This is a genomic window from Mycobacterium sp. IS-3022, from assembly GCF_001500065.1.
GTDB lineage: Bacteria > Actinomycetota > Actinomycetes > Mycobacteriales > Mycobacteriaceae > Mycobacterium.
Genome location: NZ_LQIN01000013.1, coordinates 58,503 through 75,715 on the forward strand (window position 1 = coordinate 58,503; position 17,213 = coordinate 75,715).

Consider the following 17,213-nt stretch of genomic DNA (forward strand, 5'->3'; position numbering starts at 1 on the left):
GACAGTCTGTCTATTTCATCTGGCCGTTGTCAATACTCTCGATGTCGTCGGCCAAAAACGGCAGGGCCGCGCCGCCGTCCCAACACAGCGTCGTCAGGTGCTCGACGAGGTCGGTTCGCGACATGCTGCCCGTTCTTCGCCACCATTCCGCAGCCGCCACCGCCGAGCCGACGATCGCACGCGACCACGGCGCCGCGGCGGGACCGCGGGTGTCACCGGCGAATGCGGAGACAAGCATCGCCTCGACCGCGGCCGCGAGTTGTTCGAAGACGCCGGAGGCTGGGTCGCCGCTCAATGCCCGGTGTATCTGCGGCTCGGCGGCGATCCAGCCGCAGATGACGTCGAAGAACAACGCCATCCGGTGCCGTAGATCGGTGGAACCCGCTGCACGCCTGGTGATTTCGTTGAGTAGCCGGGCTGCGGTGCGCTCGCTCAGTGCGGCGAGCAACGCCTCCCGGCTGGGGTACATCGCATATACCGCGGACCGTACGAAACCCGCTTCCGCGGCGATGTCGGTCAGCCCGACCGCGGGTCCCTTGGCGCGGATCGCGCGTTCAGCGGCATCCAGCAGGGCGGCCCGCCGCTCGGCGGGATTCACCCGCGAACCGGCCGGACGGCCTCGTCCTCGCTTCTGCGGCTGCACACCGAAAGCGTACGAGGACCGCTAGTGAGCCGCGGCGTCCCAGCTGCGGCCGTACCCGACCGATACCTCGAGCGGGACATCCAACGGATAGGCGTTGCACATCTGGTCGTGCACCACCTTCTCGAGGTCTGCCCGCTCCCCCGGCGCGATCTCGAACAGCAGTTCGTCGTGCACCTGCAGCAGCATCCGCGACGTCAGGCCGGCCTCCTTCAGCGCCTTGTCGACGTTGATCATCGCCACCTTGATGATGTCGGCGGCGCTGCCCTGGATCGGCGCGTTGAGCGCGGCGCGCTCGGCGGCCTCACGCACGTTGCGGTTGCTGCTGTCCAGCTCCGGCAGGTAGCGCCGCCTGCCGAACACCGTCGAGGTGTATCCGTCCTTGCGAGCCTGGTCGACGACGTTGTGCAGGTAATCGCGCACCCCGCCGAACCGGTCGAAGTACTGCTCCATCTGCACTTTGGCTTCCTCGGTGGAGATCTTGAGTTGCGCAGCGAGCCCGTAGGCGCTCAGCCCGTACGCCAGTCCGTAGGACATCGCCTTGACGCGGCGCCGCAGGTCGGCGGTGACCTCGTCGATCGGCACCGAGAACGCCCGCGAAGCGACGAACGAGTGCAGGTCCTCCCCGGTCCGGAACGCCTCGATCAGTCCCTCGTCCTGAGAGAGGTGCGCCATGATGCGCATTTCTATCTGGCTGTAGTCGGCCGTCATCAGCTCGGCATAGCCCTTGCCCACTACGAACGCGTCGCGGATACGCCGGCCGGCGTCGGTGCGGATCGGGATGTTCTGCAGGTTCGGCTCGGTCGACGAGAGCCGACCCGTCGCGGCGATGGTCTGGTTGAAGGTGGTATGAATCCGGCCGTCGGAGGCCACGGACGCCAGCAGCCCGTCGACGGTCACCTTCAACCGCGTCGCGTCGCGGTGGGTGAGCAGATGCTGCAGGAACGGGTGGCCCGTCTTGTCGAACAGCGACTGCAGCGCATCCGCATCGGTCGTGTAGCCGGTCTTGGTGCGCTTGGTCTTCGGCATCTCGAGTTCGTCGAACAGCACGACCTGCAGCTGCTTCGGTGAACCGAGGTTGATCTGCTTGCCGATCACCGCGTAGGCCGCCTCGGCGGCGTCGCGGATCTGGTCGGCGAACTCGCTCTGCAACTGGCCGAGTTGCTCGAGGTCGACGGCGATGCCCGCGGTCTCCATCTCGGCCAACACCCGCTGCACCGGCAACTCCATGTTGTTCAGCAGCGCCAGGGAGTCGATACGGGCGAGCTCCTCGTCGAGCGCGTCGGCGAGATCCATCACGGCGCTGGCCCGCAGGATCACCGTCTGCACGGCCTGACCATCGATGCCGTCACTGTCATCGAGAAGTGAGAGTTGTTGCTGCTCAGGTGTTTCCGCACGAAGTTCGCGCTTCAGGTAGCGCAGCGAGAGATCGTCGAGCGCAAAGCTGCGTTGCCCAGGGCGGACGAGGTACGCCGCCAGGGCGGTGTCCGACGTGACACCGGCGAGCGTCCAGCCGCGGCCCTGCAGATCGTGCATCGCCAGCTTGGCTTCGTGTAGCGCCTTCGGCGGTCCGGGGTCGGCCAGCCAGGACGCCAGCGCGGCCTCGTCATCGGCGCTCAGCGTGGCGGTGTCGATGTAGCGCCCGTCGCCGTCCGCGGCGACGATGGCCAGTGCGGTCGCGTCGGCGTCGAAGGCCAGGTGCGTGCCGACCACCGCCATACCGAACCTCTTACCCGAGCTGTGTTCGGCCAGCCACGCCGCGAGCTCTCCCGGTTCCAGCGCGCGCCCGCGCACGTCGAAACCCTGGTCCACCTCGGGGTCCGCCGACGCCAGCGTTTCGAACAGCCGGTCGCGGAGCACCCGGAATTCCAGGTCGTCGAAGAGCCGGTGGATCTGGTCGCGGTCCCACGGCTGCATGCGCAGGGTGTCCGGCGTCTGCGGGAGCGGTACGTCGCGCACCAGGTCGGTCAGTTCCCGGTTGAGCACGACGCTCGACAGGTTCGCCCGCAACGCATCGCCGACCTTGCCCTTCACAGAGTCGACGTTGTCGACCAGCGCCTGCAGCGAGCCGAATTCGGCGATCCACTTTGTCGCCGTCTTCTCCCCGACGCCCGGGATGCCCGGCAGGTTGTCGCTGGGGTCACCGCGCAGGGCCGCGAAATCCGGGTACTGGTGCGGGGTCAGGCCGTACTTCTCCAGCACCGCCTCAGGGGTGAACCGGGTCAGCTCGCTGACGCCCTTGCGCGGGTAGAGCACCGTGACGTCGTCGCTGACCAGTTGCAGCGAGTCGCGGTCACCGCTGACCACCAGCACGCGATAGCCGCCCGACTCGGCCTGCGTGGCCAGCGTGGCGATGATGTCGTCGGCCTCGAAGCCCGGTTCGGCGAGCACCGTGATCCCCAACGCGCCGAGCACCTCTTTGGTGATGTCGATCTGGCCGCGGAACTCGTCGGGGGTCGTCGACCGGCCGGCCTTGTACTCGGGGTACTTGTCGACGCGGAACGTCTGGCGCGACACGTCGAACGCGGCCGCGATGTGGCTGGGCTGCTCGTCACGCAACAGATTGATCAGCATCGCCGTGAAGCCGTACACCGCGTTGGTGGTGAGCCCGCCCTGCGTCTTGAAGTTCTCGGCGGGCAGCGCGTAGAACGCCCGATACGCCAGCGAATTGCCGTCGAGCAACATCAGTGTCGGCTTCTGTTCCGTGTGCTCGGACGCCGTCTTCTTCCCGGTGGCGGTGGTGGCTGGACTCACGGCCCTACTCTATGCATCGGCGGTGACATGGGAGCCACCGTGGCGCTCGCACCCGCCGCCGCGTCCCGCTCAACTGGAACACGTTTCAGTTTCGCCGGGCGACTCGGTACGCTGACCCGCGTGTCAGCTTCCACTCAACCCGCGATCGAAGGTTGGTTCGCCACCGATGGATCCGGGGAGGCCTATCTGATCGGCGGCAAGTGCCATCAGTGCGGCACCTACGTGTTCCCGCCGCGCGCCAACAACTGTCCGAACCCGGGGTGTGACGGCGACGAGTTGGCCCAGGTGCCGCTGTCGCGGCGCGGGACGCTGTGGAGTTACACCGAGAACCGGTACGCTCCCCCGCCGCCGTATCCGGCCCCGGATCCCTTCAAGCCCTTCGCCGTTGCCGCGGTGGAACTGGCCGAGGAGGGGCTCATCGTGCTGGGCAAGGTCGTCGAGGGAATCTTGGCCGCGGACCTGAAGGTCGGTATGGAGATGGAGCTGACCACGATGCCGTTGTTCGTCGACGACGACGGGGTCGAGCGCGTCGTTCACGCATGGAGGCCTGCGTCATGAGTCCCGAACCGCTGTACATCCTGGGCGCGGGCATGCACCCATGGGGCAAATGGGGCCGCGACTTCACCGAATACGGCGTCGTCGCGGCGCGGGCCGCGCTGGCCGAGGCGGGGTTGGACTGGCGTCAGATCCAGCTCGTCGCGGGCGCCGACACGATCCGCAACGGCTACCCGGGCTTCGTGGCGGGTGCGACGTTCGCGCAGAAGCTGGGCTGGAACGGCGTGCCGGTGTCCTCGAGTTACGCGGCGTGCGCCAGCGGTTCGCAGGCGTTGCAGAGCGCACGCGCCCAGATCCTGGCGGGCTTCTGCGATGTGGCGCTGGTGATCGGTGCGGATACCACTCCGAAGGGGTTCTTCGCCCCGGTCGGCGGCGAACGTCGCAACGATCCCGACTGGCAGCGCTTCCACCTCATCGGCGCCACCAACACCGTGTACTTCGCGCTGCTGGCGCGCCGCCGCATGGACCTGTACGGCGCCACTCTCGAAGACTTCGCCTCGGTGAAGGTCAAGAACGCCAAGCACGGGTTGGACAACCCGAACGCCCGCTACCGCAAGGAAGCCACGATCGACGACGTGCTGGCCAGCCCGGTGGTGTCCGATCCGCTTCGGTTGCTTGACATCTGCGCGACGTCGGACGGCGCGGCCGCGCTGGTGGTGGCGAGCAAGTCGTTCGCGGAGAAGCATCTCGGCTCCCTCGAGGGTGTGCCGTCGGTGCGAGCGGTCAGCACCGTGACGCCGCAGTATCCGCAGCATCTACCGGAATTGCCGGACATCGCAACGGATTCCACCGCGGTGGTGAATGCGCCGGAGCGCGTGTTCAAAGACCAGATTCTCGACGCCGCCTACGCCGAAGCCGGTATCGGACCCGAGGACCTGAGCCTGGCCGAGGTCTACGACCTGTCCACGGCGCTGGAACTCGACTGGTATGAGCACCTCGGCCTGTGCGCGAAAGGCGAGGCGGAGCAACTGCTGCGCAGCGGTGCGACGGCAATCGGCGGAAAGATCCCGGTCAACCCGTCCGGCGGACTGGCCTGCTTCGGCGAAGCCATTCCGGCACAGGCCATCGCGCAGGTCTGCGAACTGACCTGGCAGCTCAAGGGGCAGGCCACCGGCCGGCAGGTCGAGGGCGCCAAAGTGGGAGTCACCGCCAACCAGGGCCTGTTCGGTCACGGCTCCTCGGTGATTGTTGCTCGCTAGGCAGTTCGAGCCATACGGCCCCTCCTACTGGGGCGCCCTCGCGGTGTTCGTCATCGGCGCCGTGTTGCTGGTGTGGTCGGGCCGCCGCCAGACCGAACCGCAGGCAAGAGGTTTGGGCCGCATCCTCGGTGGGCTCACCGCCGCGATCTATGCCGCGATCCTGGTCTACAACTTGACCCCGCCGACACTTGCGGGTTCGGTGCCACTGCAACTCACCGACCTGGCAACCGTCGTCGCCGCGTATGCGCTGTGGACGCAACGACATTGGGCATACGCCCTGACCTACTACTGGGGTCTGGTGCTGAGCGCGCAGGCGCTGATCTCCCCCGTGCTGCGTGGACCCGACTTTCCGCACTACCGGTTCCTCGCCTTCTATGCGATTCATCTGTTGGTCGTGTGGGCCGCCATCTACCTCACGTGGGGCCGCGGCCTGCGACCCGATTGGCGAAGCCTGCGATTCGCGATCCTGGTCACGCTCGTCTGGGCGGCGGTCACCATGGTCTTCAACGCGGTCGCCGGCACCAATTACGGCTTCCTGAACGCAAAACCGTCCACCGCATCGCTGTTGGATGTCCTGGGCCCGTGGCCGGTCTACGTCCTCGTCGGGGGGACTCTGGTCGCCGCGGTTTGGGCGTTGATGACGTGGCCGTGGGTGGCACGGCGGTCTCAGGCCTGAGTCACGCCACCCCGAGATAGGCGGCGCGAATGCTGTCATCGGCCAACAATTCTCGGGCATTGCCTGCGCGCGTGACCTCACCGGTCTCGAGAATGTAGGCGCGGTCCGAACGGCTCAGCGCCTGTTGCGCATTCTGCTCGACCAGCAGCACGGTGGTGCCCTGGGCGTTGATCTCGCCGATGATCCGGAAGATCTGGGAGATCACCATCGGCGCCAGGCCCATGGACGGCTCGTCGAGCAGCAGCACCCGTGGCCGGGCCATCAGCGCCCGACCGATGGCCAACATCTGCTGCTCGCCACCCGAGAGCGTGCCACCCACCTGACTGCGGCGTTCGGCGAGCCGCGGAAACGTTTCCAGAACCCAGTCCAGATGCTTCCGGTGTTCTGAACGCGAGGCGAATTTACGTCCGTAACAACCCATTTCGAGGTTCTCCACGACCGACATCCCGGGGAAGACACCGCGTCCCTCGGGCGCCTGCACCAAGCCCTGGATCACCCGCTGGTGGGCTTTGACGTTGCTGACGTCGGCGCCCTCGAACCAGATCGAACCCGAGGTCAGCGGCAGCAGCCCCGAGATCGCGCGCATGGTGGTCGTCTTGCCGGCTCCGTTGGAACCGAGCAGGGTCACCAGTTCACCTTCGCGAACTGTCAGCGAGATCCCGTGCAGTGCGCGGATCCTCCCGTACTGCACGACGATGTCACGTAGCTCGAGGATGACGGGCCGCTCGGTCCCCGGCGAATCATTCGACTGTGTCATCGGGCACCCCCAAGTACGCCGCGATCACCTTCGGGTCCTCGCGGATCGCCGCGGGCAGGCCGTCGGCGATCTTGCGACCGAACTCCAGCACCACGATGCGATCGGTCACGCCCATCACCAGCCTCATGTCGTGTTCGATCAGCAGAACGGTGTAGCCGTCGTCGCGGATCTTCTGGATCAGCTCGATGAGCGCGGCCTTCTCCCGCGGGTTGAATCCGGCCGCCGGCTCATCCAGGCACAGCAGTTTCGGTTCGGTGGCCAGCGCGCGGGCGATTTCCAGCCGTCGTTGGTCCCCGTAGGACAGGTTCTTCGCCTTCTCCTCGCCGCGGTCCGCGATACCTACGAAATGCAGTAGTGCAGCCGATCTCTCGATCGCCGACCGCTCCTCGCGCCTGTGGCGTGGGGTTCTCACCAGTGCGCCGGGCACCGAGGTGAAGTGCCGCGCGTCGGTGCCCACCATGACGTTCTCCAGGGCGGTCATCTCGCCCCACAACCTGATGTTCTGGAACGTTCGCGCGATTCCGCGGCGGGTGATCTGGTGCCTTTTGACCCGGCCCAGTGGCGCGCCGTCGAACGTGACCGTTCCCGACGTCGGCCGGTACACCCCGGTGATCGCGTTGAAGCAGGTGGTCTTACCGGCGCCGTTCGGGCCGATCATGCCGAGGATCTCGCCGCGACGGATGTCGAACGACACCGAGTCGAGCGCCGTCAACCCGCCGAACTTCACGGTGAGATCGGTTGTCCGCAAAAGGATCTCGCCCTCGGCGGCATGGATGTCGCGGTGGACGCCCGCCAATTCCTCGATCGTCATCGCGCCGATTCCTTTTCCGGCGAGCGCAGCAGGTCGCGTGCGGCCCTGCCGTAGGCGAGAAGTTGCTGGCGCGCCGGGAACAGGCCCTGCGGCCGGAAGATCATCAGCACCACGAGCGCCAGCCCGAAGAACAGGTACTTCAGGTCGCCGAGGTTGATACCGAGGAACTCCACCCCGAGCAGTCGGTTCGGCAGGTAGACGATGATGAACGCACCCACCACCACGCCGAGCTTGTTGCCCTGACCGCCGAGCACCACGGCGCACAGGAACAGCATCGAGTTGATGATGTTGAACGTGGGCGGCGCGACGAACTGCACCTGACCCGCGTACAGCGCGCCGGACAGACCGCCGATCGCCGCGCCGATCACGAACGCCCACAACTTGAACCGGAAAGTGTTGACGCCCAAGACTTCCGCGGCGTCCTCGTCTTCCCGGATCGCGATCCAGGCGCGGCCTACGCGGCTGCGTTCGAGGTTGCCGACAAGCAGCAGGATTCCGACCATCAGCACGATGCCCAGCCAGAACCACCATGTGCCGTAGTTCGCGTCGCCTGCGGAGTTTCCGCTGGAGAACACGCCCTCCGGGACGCGTTCGCTCTCACCGAACCGCGGATAGGCCACCTCGTTGAGGCCGCGCGGGCCGTTGGTCACCTCCGAGAGGTTGTCGGCCAGCAGCCGGATGATCTCGCCGAAACCCAGCGTGACGATCGCGAGGTAGTCACCGCGCAGGCGCAGCGTCGGCGTTCCGAGGATGAGCCCGGTCAGCGCGGTGATGGCCATCGCCAGCGGCACGCAGGCCAGCCACGCCCAGTCCTCGTTGAACCATCCCGTCGCGCCCATCTTGTTCCACGGACTGTTGGGACTGGTCAGCAGCGCGACGGTGTACGCACCCACGGCGTAGAAGCCGACGTAGCCGAGGTCGAGCAGACCGGCCTGGCCCACCACCACGTTGAGCCCGATCGCGATGATGGCGACCATGGCGAATTGCGCCATGGTGCCGCCGAAGCTGATGTTCGGCGTGTTCAAAAACGGCGGCGGGAAGAGCGGCAACAGTGCGAGCAGGCCGAAGGCGAGCACGCCGAAGCCCCACTTCTGCACCCGCGAAAGCCCGTCCCACCAGCGCCGCACCGCGTCGCCGGGCGCCAACACCTTCTCGGACCACATCGATGCGCGATCCGCCTCCGGCTTCTCGCTGGCCCTCATGCCCGTGCCTTTCCGAGGCTCTCGCCGAGTATCCCGGTCGGCCGGAAGAACAGCACCAGAACCAGCAACACGAAGGCCACCACGTCACGCCACTGCGTCCCGAACACCGCCTGCCCGTAGTTCTCCATGATGCCCAGCAGCAGCCCGCCCAGCAGCGCGCCGCGCAGGTTGCCGATGCCGCCGAGGACCGCGGCCGAGAACGCCTTGATGCCGAGCAGGAAGCCGCCGGAGTAGATGATGCCCTGCGGCACCTTCAGCGTGTACAGCAGCGCCGCCGCACCCGCCAGGAGGCCGCCGATCAAGAACGTCAGCATGATGATGCGTTCCCGGGAGACGCCCATCAGCGTCGCGGTGTCGGGATCCTGGGCCACGGCCCGGATTCCGCGTCCGAACTTCGTCCGGTTGATGGTGATGTCCGTCATCAACGCGAGGACCAGCGCCCCGCCCACGATGATCAGCGTGATGTTGGAGACCGCGGCGCCGAACACCGTGAACTGAGTTTCGGGCGAGACGAGCCGGATCGGTTGCTGCGCATTGGATCCGCCGTACCCGTCGATGATCTTCGGCAGGATGAAGTGCACGAACTCCTGCAACACGAACGACATGCCGATCGCGGTGATCAGAAACGACAGCCGCTCGGCCTTGCGTCTGCGCAGCGGTCGGTATGCGACCGCCTCCAGTCCGATCGCGGTGGCGCCGGACACCATCATTGCGAACAGCATCGCGATGCCCAGATACAGCACCGTCAGCGCGATGCCCTTGTCGTACGTGTTACCGCTCGGGGTGAAACCGAGGATCATGTCGAGGCAGAAATACGCGCCGAACATGCCGAACATGAAGACTTCCGAGTGGGCGAAGTTGATCAACTTCAGCACGCCGTAGACCAACGTGTACCCGACCGCAACCAAGGCGTAGATGGCGCCCCACGACAGGCCGTCGATTGTCAACTGCCAGAAGCCGTCTCGCAACCCGTCCAGGTTGAAGCTGATGTTGGCGGCCAGGCAGGTGTACTGGTCGACGCACTCGGGGGGCATCCCGGTCTCTCGATCTGGTCTCCTACTGAACCTTGAAGATCCAGATGAGGGTGGAGGTCAGTTCGCCGTTGGGATCCCACTGGTACTTGCGTCCGATCCCCTGGCCGTTGTAGGTCCGGACGAATTCGAGGAGGTCGGGGCGGGTGGTTCTCCCGGAGTCGATGCCCTTCAGCATGATGGTGCCGAGGTCGTAGCCTTCGACGCTGTACGTACCGGGATCGGCGTTGAACGCCTTCTTGTACTCCTCGGTGAACTCAGCAGGCGCCGGCGTGCACGGGCACGACAGGATCGCGCCCTCTGCCGCGTTGCCGGCCTGCTTGACGAACTCCGGGTCTTTCGTGCCGTCGGCACTGACGAAGGTCCCGGTGTATCCGCCGTCTTTGAGCTGCTGGGCGAACGGCGCGGCCTCGGCGTAGTAGCCGCTGAAGAACACCGAGTCAGGGGTGGCGCCCTTGATCTGGGTAACCGCAGCCGAGAAGTCCTTGTCGCCCTTCTTCACCGAGATGTTGCACGCCGGGTCGGCGACTGCGCCGAGCGTGTTTCGAACCACGGTCGCCAGCCCCAGGCCGTAGTCGGTGCTGTCATCGACCACGCATACTTTTTTGTGGCCCAGCGTGTTCTTCAGGTAATTGCCGACCGCTTGCCCCTGCTGCCCGTCGTTTCCGAGGCCACGGAAGAACGTCTTCCAGCCCTTCTGCGACAGCGTGACGTTGGTGGCGGAGGCAGTCGCGGCAACCAGGCCGGCCTGGTTGTACACGTCTCCGGTGGCCATCGTTTCCCCGGAGAACGCGGGTCCGATCAGGCCGATGATCGACGCGTCGTTGATGATCTGTGGCGCAGTCTGGCTGGCCTTCTGCGGATCGCCCTCGGTGTCGAAGGTCTTCAATTGCACCTTGCAGCCCGGGTTTGCGGCGTTGTGCTGGTCGACCGCCAACTGGATGCCGTTCTTGATGTTGATGCCCAGCGCGGCGTCAGGGCCGTTCAGCGCGCCCGCCATCGCGATCGACACGGGTGGGCACTGCGCCTTGCCGTCGCCGGCGGGGTCAGCCGCCGCGGCAGTGTCCGGCGGGGTGATCTCCGCGCCGTTCTCGTCGATCGGAACCTGCTCGACGATTTTCAGATCGGTCTGCGCCGCACCGCCCTCGCTCGGCTGGGATTGCTGGCAGCCCGCCAGGGACATTGCGCTGCCGAGCACGACCAAACCAGCGCTGCTGATAGCAATTGCTTTTCGTGCTCCGCGACCGCGCACGCTTCACCTCCGGGTCAAAGTTCTAGTCGGCTCCGCGCCTCAACCTGGCTCGGCAGGGCGACGTTCCGGGAAGACCATAGCCAACGCTCGACCCCGGTGCTTGCTCTGCGCGGTCGGAAACGAAGTTTTTACGAACCGCCGGGTCGGCCCGTCAGCCTGATTCCGGTGCCTCGCCGGGCGTGTCGAGGGTTTCGAGCACCACCTCGGCGACTCGTTTCATCGTGGTGCGCCGGTCCATCGCGGCCCGCTGAATCCACTTGAACGCCTCGGGTTCGGTCATGCCTTGCTTGGCCTGCAGCAAACCCTTGGCGCGCTCGACCAACTTGCGGGTCTCCAACCGGTCGGACAGGGTCGCCACTTCCCGCTCCAGGGCGGAGATCTCACCGAACCGGCTCACCGCGACCTCGATGGCCGGGATGAGATCGGTGATGGTGAACGGTTTGACGAGGTAGGCCATCGCGCCGGCATCCCTGGCTCGTTCCACCAGTTCCCGCTGGCTGAAGGCGGTCAGGATCACGATCGGCGCGATGCGTTTGCCGGCGATCTCCGATGCCGCGTCGATGCCGTCGCGACGCGGCATCTTGACGTCCATGATCACGAGGTCGGGTTTCAGGCTCTCGGCGAGATCGACCGCCTCCTGCCCGTCGCCGGCCTCGCCGACGATCTCGTAGCCCTCCTCGCGCAGCATCTCGGCCAGGTCCATGCGGATGAGCGCTTCGTCTTCGGCGACGAGAACGCGGCGTGCCTTCACGGCGTCGGTCGCTGACCCAGGAGCGGATGCCATGGAAGACATTGTGGCGGTAGCAGGCACGTCCAGCGACTGCGGGGCATCATCTATGGTGGTAAGCCGCACGGCGACATGACACAGACCGACGTCTGGCCCTCGTAGCCCAATTGGCAGAGGCACACGACTCAAAATCGTGACAGTGTGAGTTCGAGTCTCACCGAGGGCACCACCGCCGTCGTCCCATCCCCGACAAAGCCCAGGTCGCCGGGACTTCCAGCGTTACGCTCTAGACGTGGAGATGAGACTGCGGCCGGTCTGTGTGCCGGAAGTCGCGCTGGAAAGCCGGATGCCGGCCCGCGTCCGCCACCACGCCGAGAGCGCCGCACGGCACCGCCGGGTGCTCGACGTGACCGCGATGATCAGCGCGGCGATCAGCGCCTTCTTCGGGCTGCAGGGCCTGCTCGTCGGCCTCGAGGTGTGGTGGATCCCGGTGATCAACCTCGTCAGCGCGGCGGCTTTCGCGTTGATCCCGTTGATGTGCCGGTTCGGGGAACTCGTTGCGCCGCTGGTGTTCTTCACGGTCGCCTACACGACGATCACCGTCCAGTGCATTCAGCTGGGCACCGGCTCGGGGCTGCAGTTCTATTTCGTTGTCGCGGCGGCGATCATGGTGCTGGTATTGGGCATCGACCACATCCTGCTGGCGGCGACACTGTCGGCGGTGGGCGCGGTGACGGTGATCCTGCTGGAGTTCCTTGTCCCGAACGACACCGGCATCCAACCGCCGTGGGCGTTCACGACCTCGTTCGTCCTCACCGTGGTGACCGCGTGGATTCTCGTCATCGCCACGCTGTGGTACGCCCTTCGTGAGATACACCGGGCTCGGCTGGCGATGGAGGCCGAGTACGACCGCTCCGAGCGGCTGCTGGCCAACATCCTGCCCGCCCCGATTGCCGAGCGGCTGAAGGATCCGACCCGTGCCGTGATCGCCGACAAGTACGACGACGCGTCGATCCTGTTCGCCGATATCGCCGGCTACACCAAGCGGGCCAGCGACACCACGCCCAGCGATCTCGTGCGCTTCCTGGACCGCCTCTACACCGACCTCGACGCGCTGGTCGACCGGCACGGCTTGGAAAAGGTCAAGACCAGCGGCGACTCCTACATGGTGGTCAGCGGCGTGCCCCAACCGAGACCGGATCACCTCGAGGCGCTGGCCTGTCTCGCGCTCGATATGGCCGACGCAGTGGCCGACCTGCGCGACCCGCACGGACGCGAGGTGCCGTTGCGCATCGGGCTCGCCGCGGGCCCGGTGGTCGCCGGCGTCGTCGGCGCGCGCAAGTTCTTCTACGACGTGTGGGGCGACGCGGTCAACGTCGCATCGCGCATGGAGACCACCGACGTCGAGGGCCGCATCCAGGTGCCGCACGATGTCTACGAACGGCTCAGAAGCACATTCGTCCTGGAACCGCGCGGCGAGGTCGACGTCAAGGGCAAGGGCGTCATGAGGACCTGGTACCTCGTCGGGCGGCGCGACGATTCAGCGGTCCGCGACGCGGTGGAACTCGAACCGCTCAGTCGTCAGAGAGCTCAGTCGGCTTGAGCCGTTCGGCCAGCGCGCCGAGCCGCCACAACGTTTCCCGGTTCCGCGGATAGACCGCGATGTCGGACAACCGGTTCGGCAAGAGCGCGGCCGGTCCGCTGACCGGAAACTCCTGCATCTCGACCCGGCAGCCGTCGGGAATATCGCTTAGCCGCAACACGATTCGCGCGCCGCCGAACGGCCGTCCCTTCGCGTGCAACACCAGCTCCTCCAGTGGCACGCTCTTCTCGACCACGGTGACGTCGTCGAGCAGCAGCGGCCACACCCCGATCGAATGGCGGATCTGCGAGCCGGGCGCCGGCCAGTCCGCGTCGACAGCGCGCATCCGGCTGTTGCCGACGACCCACTGTGAGTACGTCCATCCGTCGGCCATCACGTCCCACACCTGCCGGCGGGAGGCGTGGATGTCTCGAGTCACGGTCACGCCGGTGATATACCCGCATCGCCGGAAACGACGCACGGCCGCGCCAGCAGTTCGAGCAGAGCCGCGGTCACCTCGGCGGGGCGCTCCTCCATGACGTAGTGGTCGGCGCCGGTCAGCCGGGTCAGGGTGGCACCGGGAATGCGGTCCGCCAGCTGCCGGGCGGTCGTGAACGGAATGTAACGGTCGCGGTCGCCCCAGATCACCGCCGTCGGGCAGGTGATGTGCGGGAGGCCCGACGCGAGGTCGGGGATCGCGGGCACGTGGTAGTGGCGGAAGAACTCGACGAATGTCCGGCGGCCGGCGGTCGAGTCCATCCAACCCAGGTACTCGGCTTCCAGCGCATCGTCGAAACAGCCCAGCACGCGATACGGCCGCAACGCCGCGTGGTGCAGTCGGCGCAGCGGCAACCGGCGGACCAGCCCGGGAACGTGGGCCGCCGCCCATCGCTGGGTCAGCGAATAGCGGTAGAACCACGGCCGGAAGGTGTTGTGCGCCCTGGTGTTGAGCAACGCCAACCGCAGGACCCGCCCGGGGCGGCGCAGCGTGTAGCCCAGGCCGAGGAACCCGCCGTAGTCATGCGCGACGAGGTTGAACCGGTCCAGACCGATCGCGTCGGCGAACGCGTCGATGCGATCGACCTCGTTGTCGTAGGTCGGCGGCGTGCCGGGCGGCTCGGACCGGCCGAAACCGGGCCAGTCGGGCGCGATGACCCGGTACTGCTGCGCGAGCGCGGGGATCTGATGCCGCCAGCACGAGGCGCTCTGCGGATAGCCGTGCAGTAGTAGCACGGGTTCGCCGGAACCCTGGTCGACGTGCGACAACCTCATTTTGTTCAAACTAGTATAAAATTCGCGACGTGACCAGAGCAGCGGCCCGTCGCCGCGGTCGGCCGCGTGCCTACGATCCCGAGGTCGCCTTGCGCCGGGCGCGCGAAACGTTCTGGCGCGCCGGCTACGCGGGCACCTCGTTGGACGATCTTGCGGCGGCCATGGGCATGAACCGGCCGAGCATCTATGCCGCGTTCGGTGACAAGCGGGCGCTCTACCGGCGCGCCGCAGCCGACTACGCCGACACCAGCCGGGCCTGGCTGTCAGCGGCGCTGGCGCGGCCACTGCCGTTGCGCGAGGCGCTCGGGGCGGTCTACCGCTACGCCCGCGATTTCTACCTGTCCGGAGACGGCGGGCCGCGCGGCTGCTTTCTGATCGGCACGGCGCTCACCGAGGCGACCGGCGACGCGCAGGCGCGCGCGATCGTCGAGGAGACGATGGCAGCGTTCACCGCGACGTTCGCCGAACGATTCGAGCGCGCCGGCCGCGACGGCGAACTTGCACCGCACGCGCCCGACGCGCTCGCTCAGATCGCGACGGCGACGCTCAACGCGCTGTCGGTTCGCGCCAGGTCCGGCGCGGGCAGGCCCGAGTTGGACGCGCTGATCGATGCCGCGATCGCGGTGATCTGCGCGCCGGTTGACCGGCCCGTTAGACCTTGCGGTTCTCCGACTTGATCAGCCAGGCCAGCTTCTCCAGGCCGTCGATCAGCTGATGCAGGATGTCAGCGGTGCTGGGGTCCTCGGCGTCGACCGCGTCGTGCACCGCTCGCATGGTCCCGACGGCGGCGTAGATCCGGCCCGTGATCAGGTCGACCGCCTCCTGCGTGCTCACCTCGTATGCCGGGAACTGCGGCAGCGTGGTGCCGACGGTGACGGTGTTCGACCGGCCGTCGGGTATGGCGTCGAGGGCGCGCATTCGTTCGGCGACCGTGTCGCTGGCCTCGCGGGCGAACTCGACGAGTTCGTCGAGCTGCAGATGCAGGTCGCGGAAGTTGGTGCCGACGACGTTCCAATGCGCCTGCTTGCCCTGCAGGTGCAACTCGATGAGGTCGACCAGCACCCGCTGCAAGCTGGCGCTGAGTTCGGCCGACGCTTGGAATCCCTGGACTTCTGTTTCGAGACGACGTGTGGTGTTCATGACTCTTTCAACGCCTCCTAATCTAGATTGAGTCCAGTTTAGCGTGTGTCGGCTGTCACGGGCATGTTCTGCTGCTGGTCCTGCTTTTCCAGCAGCCGCGCGTAGCCGGCACCCATGCCCAGCAGTACCAGGCCGACCACGATGAACACCACCACCCGGAAGATGCCGTCCAAGGTGCCCAGATCGAAGAGGAACAGCTTGGCCGTCGCGGCGGCGACCAGCGCCAGCCCCCCGCCGATCGGCAGGGAACGATCGGCGCGCGGACGCCGGGCAGCGTAGCCGAACAACGCGGCGGCCAGCCCGATCCAGCAGATCGTCGCCGCCATGTGGCCCGCGAAGAACCCGCCGTCGGTGCCGCCGACCAACACGCCGGCGGTCACCGCGAACATAGTGATCGCGTATCCCGCCACGGCCGCCGAGACCGCCCACACCGCCGAGCTCCGGCGGGGGAACGCCCACACGATCACGGCCGCACACGCGGTGAGCAGAACGCTGGCGACCAACGTCGAAATACCCGCCGCGACGCTGGTCGCGGTGGCGCGCATCAGTGTTGACGGCGGGGCGTAGCTCAGATAGAACCCCGTACCGATCAGCGCAAAGCCCACGGCGATCACCCTGGCCGTGGCCCGGCGGCGACCGGCCGTCGCCACCACGAGCGCCGTCGCCAGCAGCACGGGGCCCGCGATCCTGCCGTCGAACGCCACCAGCACGCCGATCAGCGCCGACACCGCCGATAGCACCGCCCAGATCCGGCGCACGCTGCGATCCACTCCGGGCAGCTGCTCGCCGACGAGCACGATGGCCAGCAGCGCCGCGGCGAGCGCGGCCGCCATCAGGGCCGCGACGACACGGTCGACGGCCAGCCCGACCGACAGCACGGGCAGGACACCCGCGCCGGTGAGCACGGCCATCACCGGCTTGTTCGCGGTGTGGGGCAGCAGGATGAGCGCGCCGGCGATCGCGAGCAGTGCCGCGATACCGCACGCACCGGCCAGCCACCGATCGCGTCCATCGTCGAAATAGACACCCACGAGTGCGGTCAGCAGCGGCAGCGAGCCCGCCGCGATGCGGGCGGCATGCAGCCAGGGCCAGTCCCTGCCGAGCTGTACGGGCAGCGACGCCGCCGACAGCGCAAGCATGAACGCCACGAGCAGCAGCGTGACACCCCCGACCACCACCGGCGCCAACACCAGCAGCGGCACCAGCACCAGCAGCCCCAGGTGCTCGGAGTTCCAGCGACGCGCCAACGTGAGGCCGCCTCCCCCGATCACCGCGGCGATGAGCAGCGCGGCGGGTGCGGACACCCAGTCATAGATCGTCGTCACCGCGATGACGTCCATGTACGCCGCGGCGGTACCCGTCGCGGCCAGCGCGATTGCGCCGACGCGACCGCCGGGACGGGTGTACAGCCACCGCGCGGCGCCCACGAGTCCGGCGGCCAGCATCGCACCGGCCGCGACCCGGATCTCGGGCCTGAGGACGCCCGCCTGCGCGGCCAGCACCAGCAGGAACACCACTCCGATGAGCGTCACGGCGACGCCGGCGACGGCCAACAGCTTGCCGATCCATCCGTCGTCCCGCGGTGTTCTGGGCGGTGGAGGCGGGGGTACGCATC

Annotated in this window: 17 protein-coding genes and 1 tRNA gene; 6 read left to right on the plus strand and 12 right to left on the minus strand. The window is 67.1% G+C overall.

Features of this window, described 5'->3' with window-relative positions:
* Window positions 1–10 precede the first annotated feature (10 nt).
* Together AU188_RS11835 and polA are read right to left on the minus strand one after the other, a co-directional pair.
* On the minus strand, window positions 11–598 hold the full coding sequence (locus AU188_RS11835; protein ID WP_059163907.1) for a TetR/AcrR family transcriptional regulator: 588 nt from the start codon (window positions 596–598) through the stop codon (window positions 11–13).
* Window positions 599–664: 66 nt separating this feature from the next.
* On the minus strand, window positions 665–3,325 hold the full coding sequence (gene polA / locus AU188_RS11840; RefSeq protein ID WP_082686600.1) for a DNA polymerase I: 2,661 nt from the start codon (window positions 3,323–3,325) through the stop codon (window positions 665–667).
* 189 nt (window positions 3,326–3,514) lie between these two features.
* Between polA and AU188_RS11845 the strand changes: the two genes are divergently transcribed.
* Genes AU188_RS11845 through AU188_RS11855 form a run of 3 tightly spaced genes read left to right on the plus strand, consistent with a single transcriptional unit; the run spans window position 3,515 to window position 5,824 of the window.
* Window positions 3,515–3,952, plus strand: coding sequence for a Zn-ribbon domain-containing OB-fold protein (locus AU188_RS11845; protein ID WP_059163925.1), 438 nt, complete (start codon window positions 3,515–3,517; stop codon window positions 3,950–3,952).
* A complete protein-coding gene (locus AU188_RS11850) occupies window positions 3,949–5,148 on the plus strand; it encodes a lipid-transfer protein (RefSeq protein ID WP_059163926.1) in 1,200 nt (399 codons plus the stop codon). The genes AU188_RS11845 and AU188_RS11850 overlap by 4 nt, the downstream gene beginning before the upstream one ends.
* Complete coding sequence (locus AU188_RS11855) at window positions 5,138–5,824, plus strand: YwaF family protein (RefSeq protein WP_059163927.1); 687 nt, start codon at window positions 5,138–5,140, stop codon at window positions 5,822–5,824. The genes AU188_RS11850 and AU188_RS11855 overlap by 11 nt, the downstream gene beginning before the upstream one ends.
* A gap of 1 nt (window position 5,825) precedes the next feature.
* Here AU188_RS11855 and AU188_RS11860 read toward each other — a convergent pair whose 3' ends face one another.
* From AU188_RS11860 to AU188_RS11885, 6 genes are all read right to left on the minus strand, one after another.
* Window positions 5,826–6,581 carry an ABC transporter ATP-binding protein gene (locus AU188_RS11860; RefSeq protein ID WP_059163909.1) on the minus strand — a complete coding sequence of 252 codons (756 nt, stop codon included), beginning with the start codon at window positions 6,579–6,581 and terminating at the stop codon, window positions 5,826–5,828.
* The gene (locus AU188_RS11865; RefSeq protein ID WP_059163910.1) at window positions 6,565–7,392 is read right to left on the minus strand and encodes an ABC transporter ATP-binding protein; all 828 of its coding nucleotides are present in this window, start codon (window positions 7,390–7,392) and stop codon (window positions 6,565–6,567) included. The genes AU188_RS11860 and AU188_RS11865 overlap by 17 nt, the downstream gene beginning before the upstream one ends.
* Window positions 7,389–8,555: a branched-chain amino acid ABC transporter permease gene (locus AU188_RS11870; RefSeq protein ID WP_059163928.1), complete on the minus strand. Its 1,167-nt coding sequence runs from the start codon at window positions 8,553–8,555 to the stop codon at window positions 7,389–7,391. Before AU188_RS11870 ends, AU188_RS11865 begins: the two co-directional genes overlap by 4 nt.
* Window positions 8,556–8,590: 35 nt before the next feature.
* Complete coding sequence (locus tag AU188_RS11875; protein WP_059163911.1) at window positions 8,591–9,628, minus strand: branched-chain amino acid ABC transporter permease; 1,038 nt, start codon at window positions 9,626–9,628, stop codon at window positions 8,591–8,593.
* Between the two features lie 22 nt (window positions 9,629–9,650).
* A complete protein-coding gene (locus AU188_RS11880; protein ID WP_059163912.1) occupies window positions 9,651–10,877 on the minus strand; it encodes a branched-chain amino acid ABC transporter substrate-binding protein in 1,227 nt (408 codons plus the stop codon).
* A gap of 151 nt (window positions 10,878–11,028) precedes the next feature.
* The gene (locus AU188_RS11885; protein WP_059163913.1) at window positions 11,029–11,661 is read right to left on the minus strand and encodes an ANTAR domain-containing response regulator; all 633 of its coding nucleotides are present in this window, start codon (window positions 11,659–11,661) and stop codon (window positions 11,029–11,031) included.
* A 95-nt stretch (window positions 11,662–11,756) separates the two neighbouring features.
* Here AU188_RS11885 and AU188_RS11890 point away from each other — a divergent pair.
* A tRNA-Leu gene (locus AU188_RS11890) sits at window positions 11,757–11,833 on the plus strand.
* Window positions 11,834–11,902: 69 nt separating this feature from the next.
* The gene (locus AU188_RS11895; protein ID WP_082686601.1) at window positions 11,903–13,207 is read left to right on the plus strand and encodes an adenylate/guanylate cyclase domain-containing protein; all 1,305 of its coding nucleotides are present in this window, start codon (window positions 11,903–11,905) and stop codon (window positions 13,205–13,207) included.
* Here AU188_RS11895 and AU188_RS11900 read toward each other — a convergent pair.
* Both AU188_RS11900 and AU188_RS11905 read right to left on the minus strand, forming a co-directional pair.
* The gene (locus tag AU188_RS11900; protein WP_059163914.1) at window positions 13,179–13,631 is read right to left on the minus strand and encodes an SRPBCC family protein; all 453 of its coding nucleotides are present in this window, start codon (window positions 13,629–13,631) and stop codon (window positions 13,179–13,181) included. The genes AU188_RS11895 and AU188_RS11900 overlap by 29 nt on opposite strands.
* A complete protein-coding gene (locus tag AU188_RS11905; protein WP_059163915.1) occupies window positions 13,628–14,458 on the minus strand; it encodes an alpha/beta fold hydrolase in 831 nt (276 codons plus the stop codon). The genes AU188_RS11900 and AU188_RS11905 overlap by 4 nt, the downstream gene beginning before the upstream one ends.
* A gap of 29 nt (window positions 14,459–14,487) precedes the next feature.
* Between AU188_RS11905 and AU188_RS11910 the strand changes: the two genes are divergently transcribed.
* Window positions 14,488–15,135 carry a TetR/AcrR family transcriptional regulator gene (locus AU188_RS11910; protein WP_059163916.1) on the plus strand — a complete coding sequence of 216 codons (648 nt, stop codon included), beginning with the start codon at window positions 14,488–14,490 and terminating at the stop codon, window positions 15,133–15,135.
* On the opposite strand, the gene AU188_RS11915 is transcribed toward AU188_RS11910, so the two are convergent.
* Entirely contained in the window at window positions 15,110–15,598 is a 489-nt protein-coding gene (locus AU188_RS11915) for a Dps family protein (protein ID WP_059163917.1), read from the minus strand. The two genes, AU188_RS11910 and AU188_RS11915, sit on opposite strands and share 26 nt — an antisense overlap.
* 38 nt (window positions 15,599–15,636) lie before the next feature.
* Window positions 15,637–17,213: DUF2339 domain-containing protein (locus tag AU188_RS11920; protein ID WP_059163930.1), on the minus strand; the 1,577-nt coding region annotated here is incomplete at its 5' end.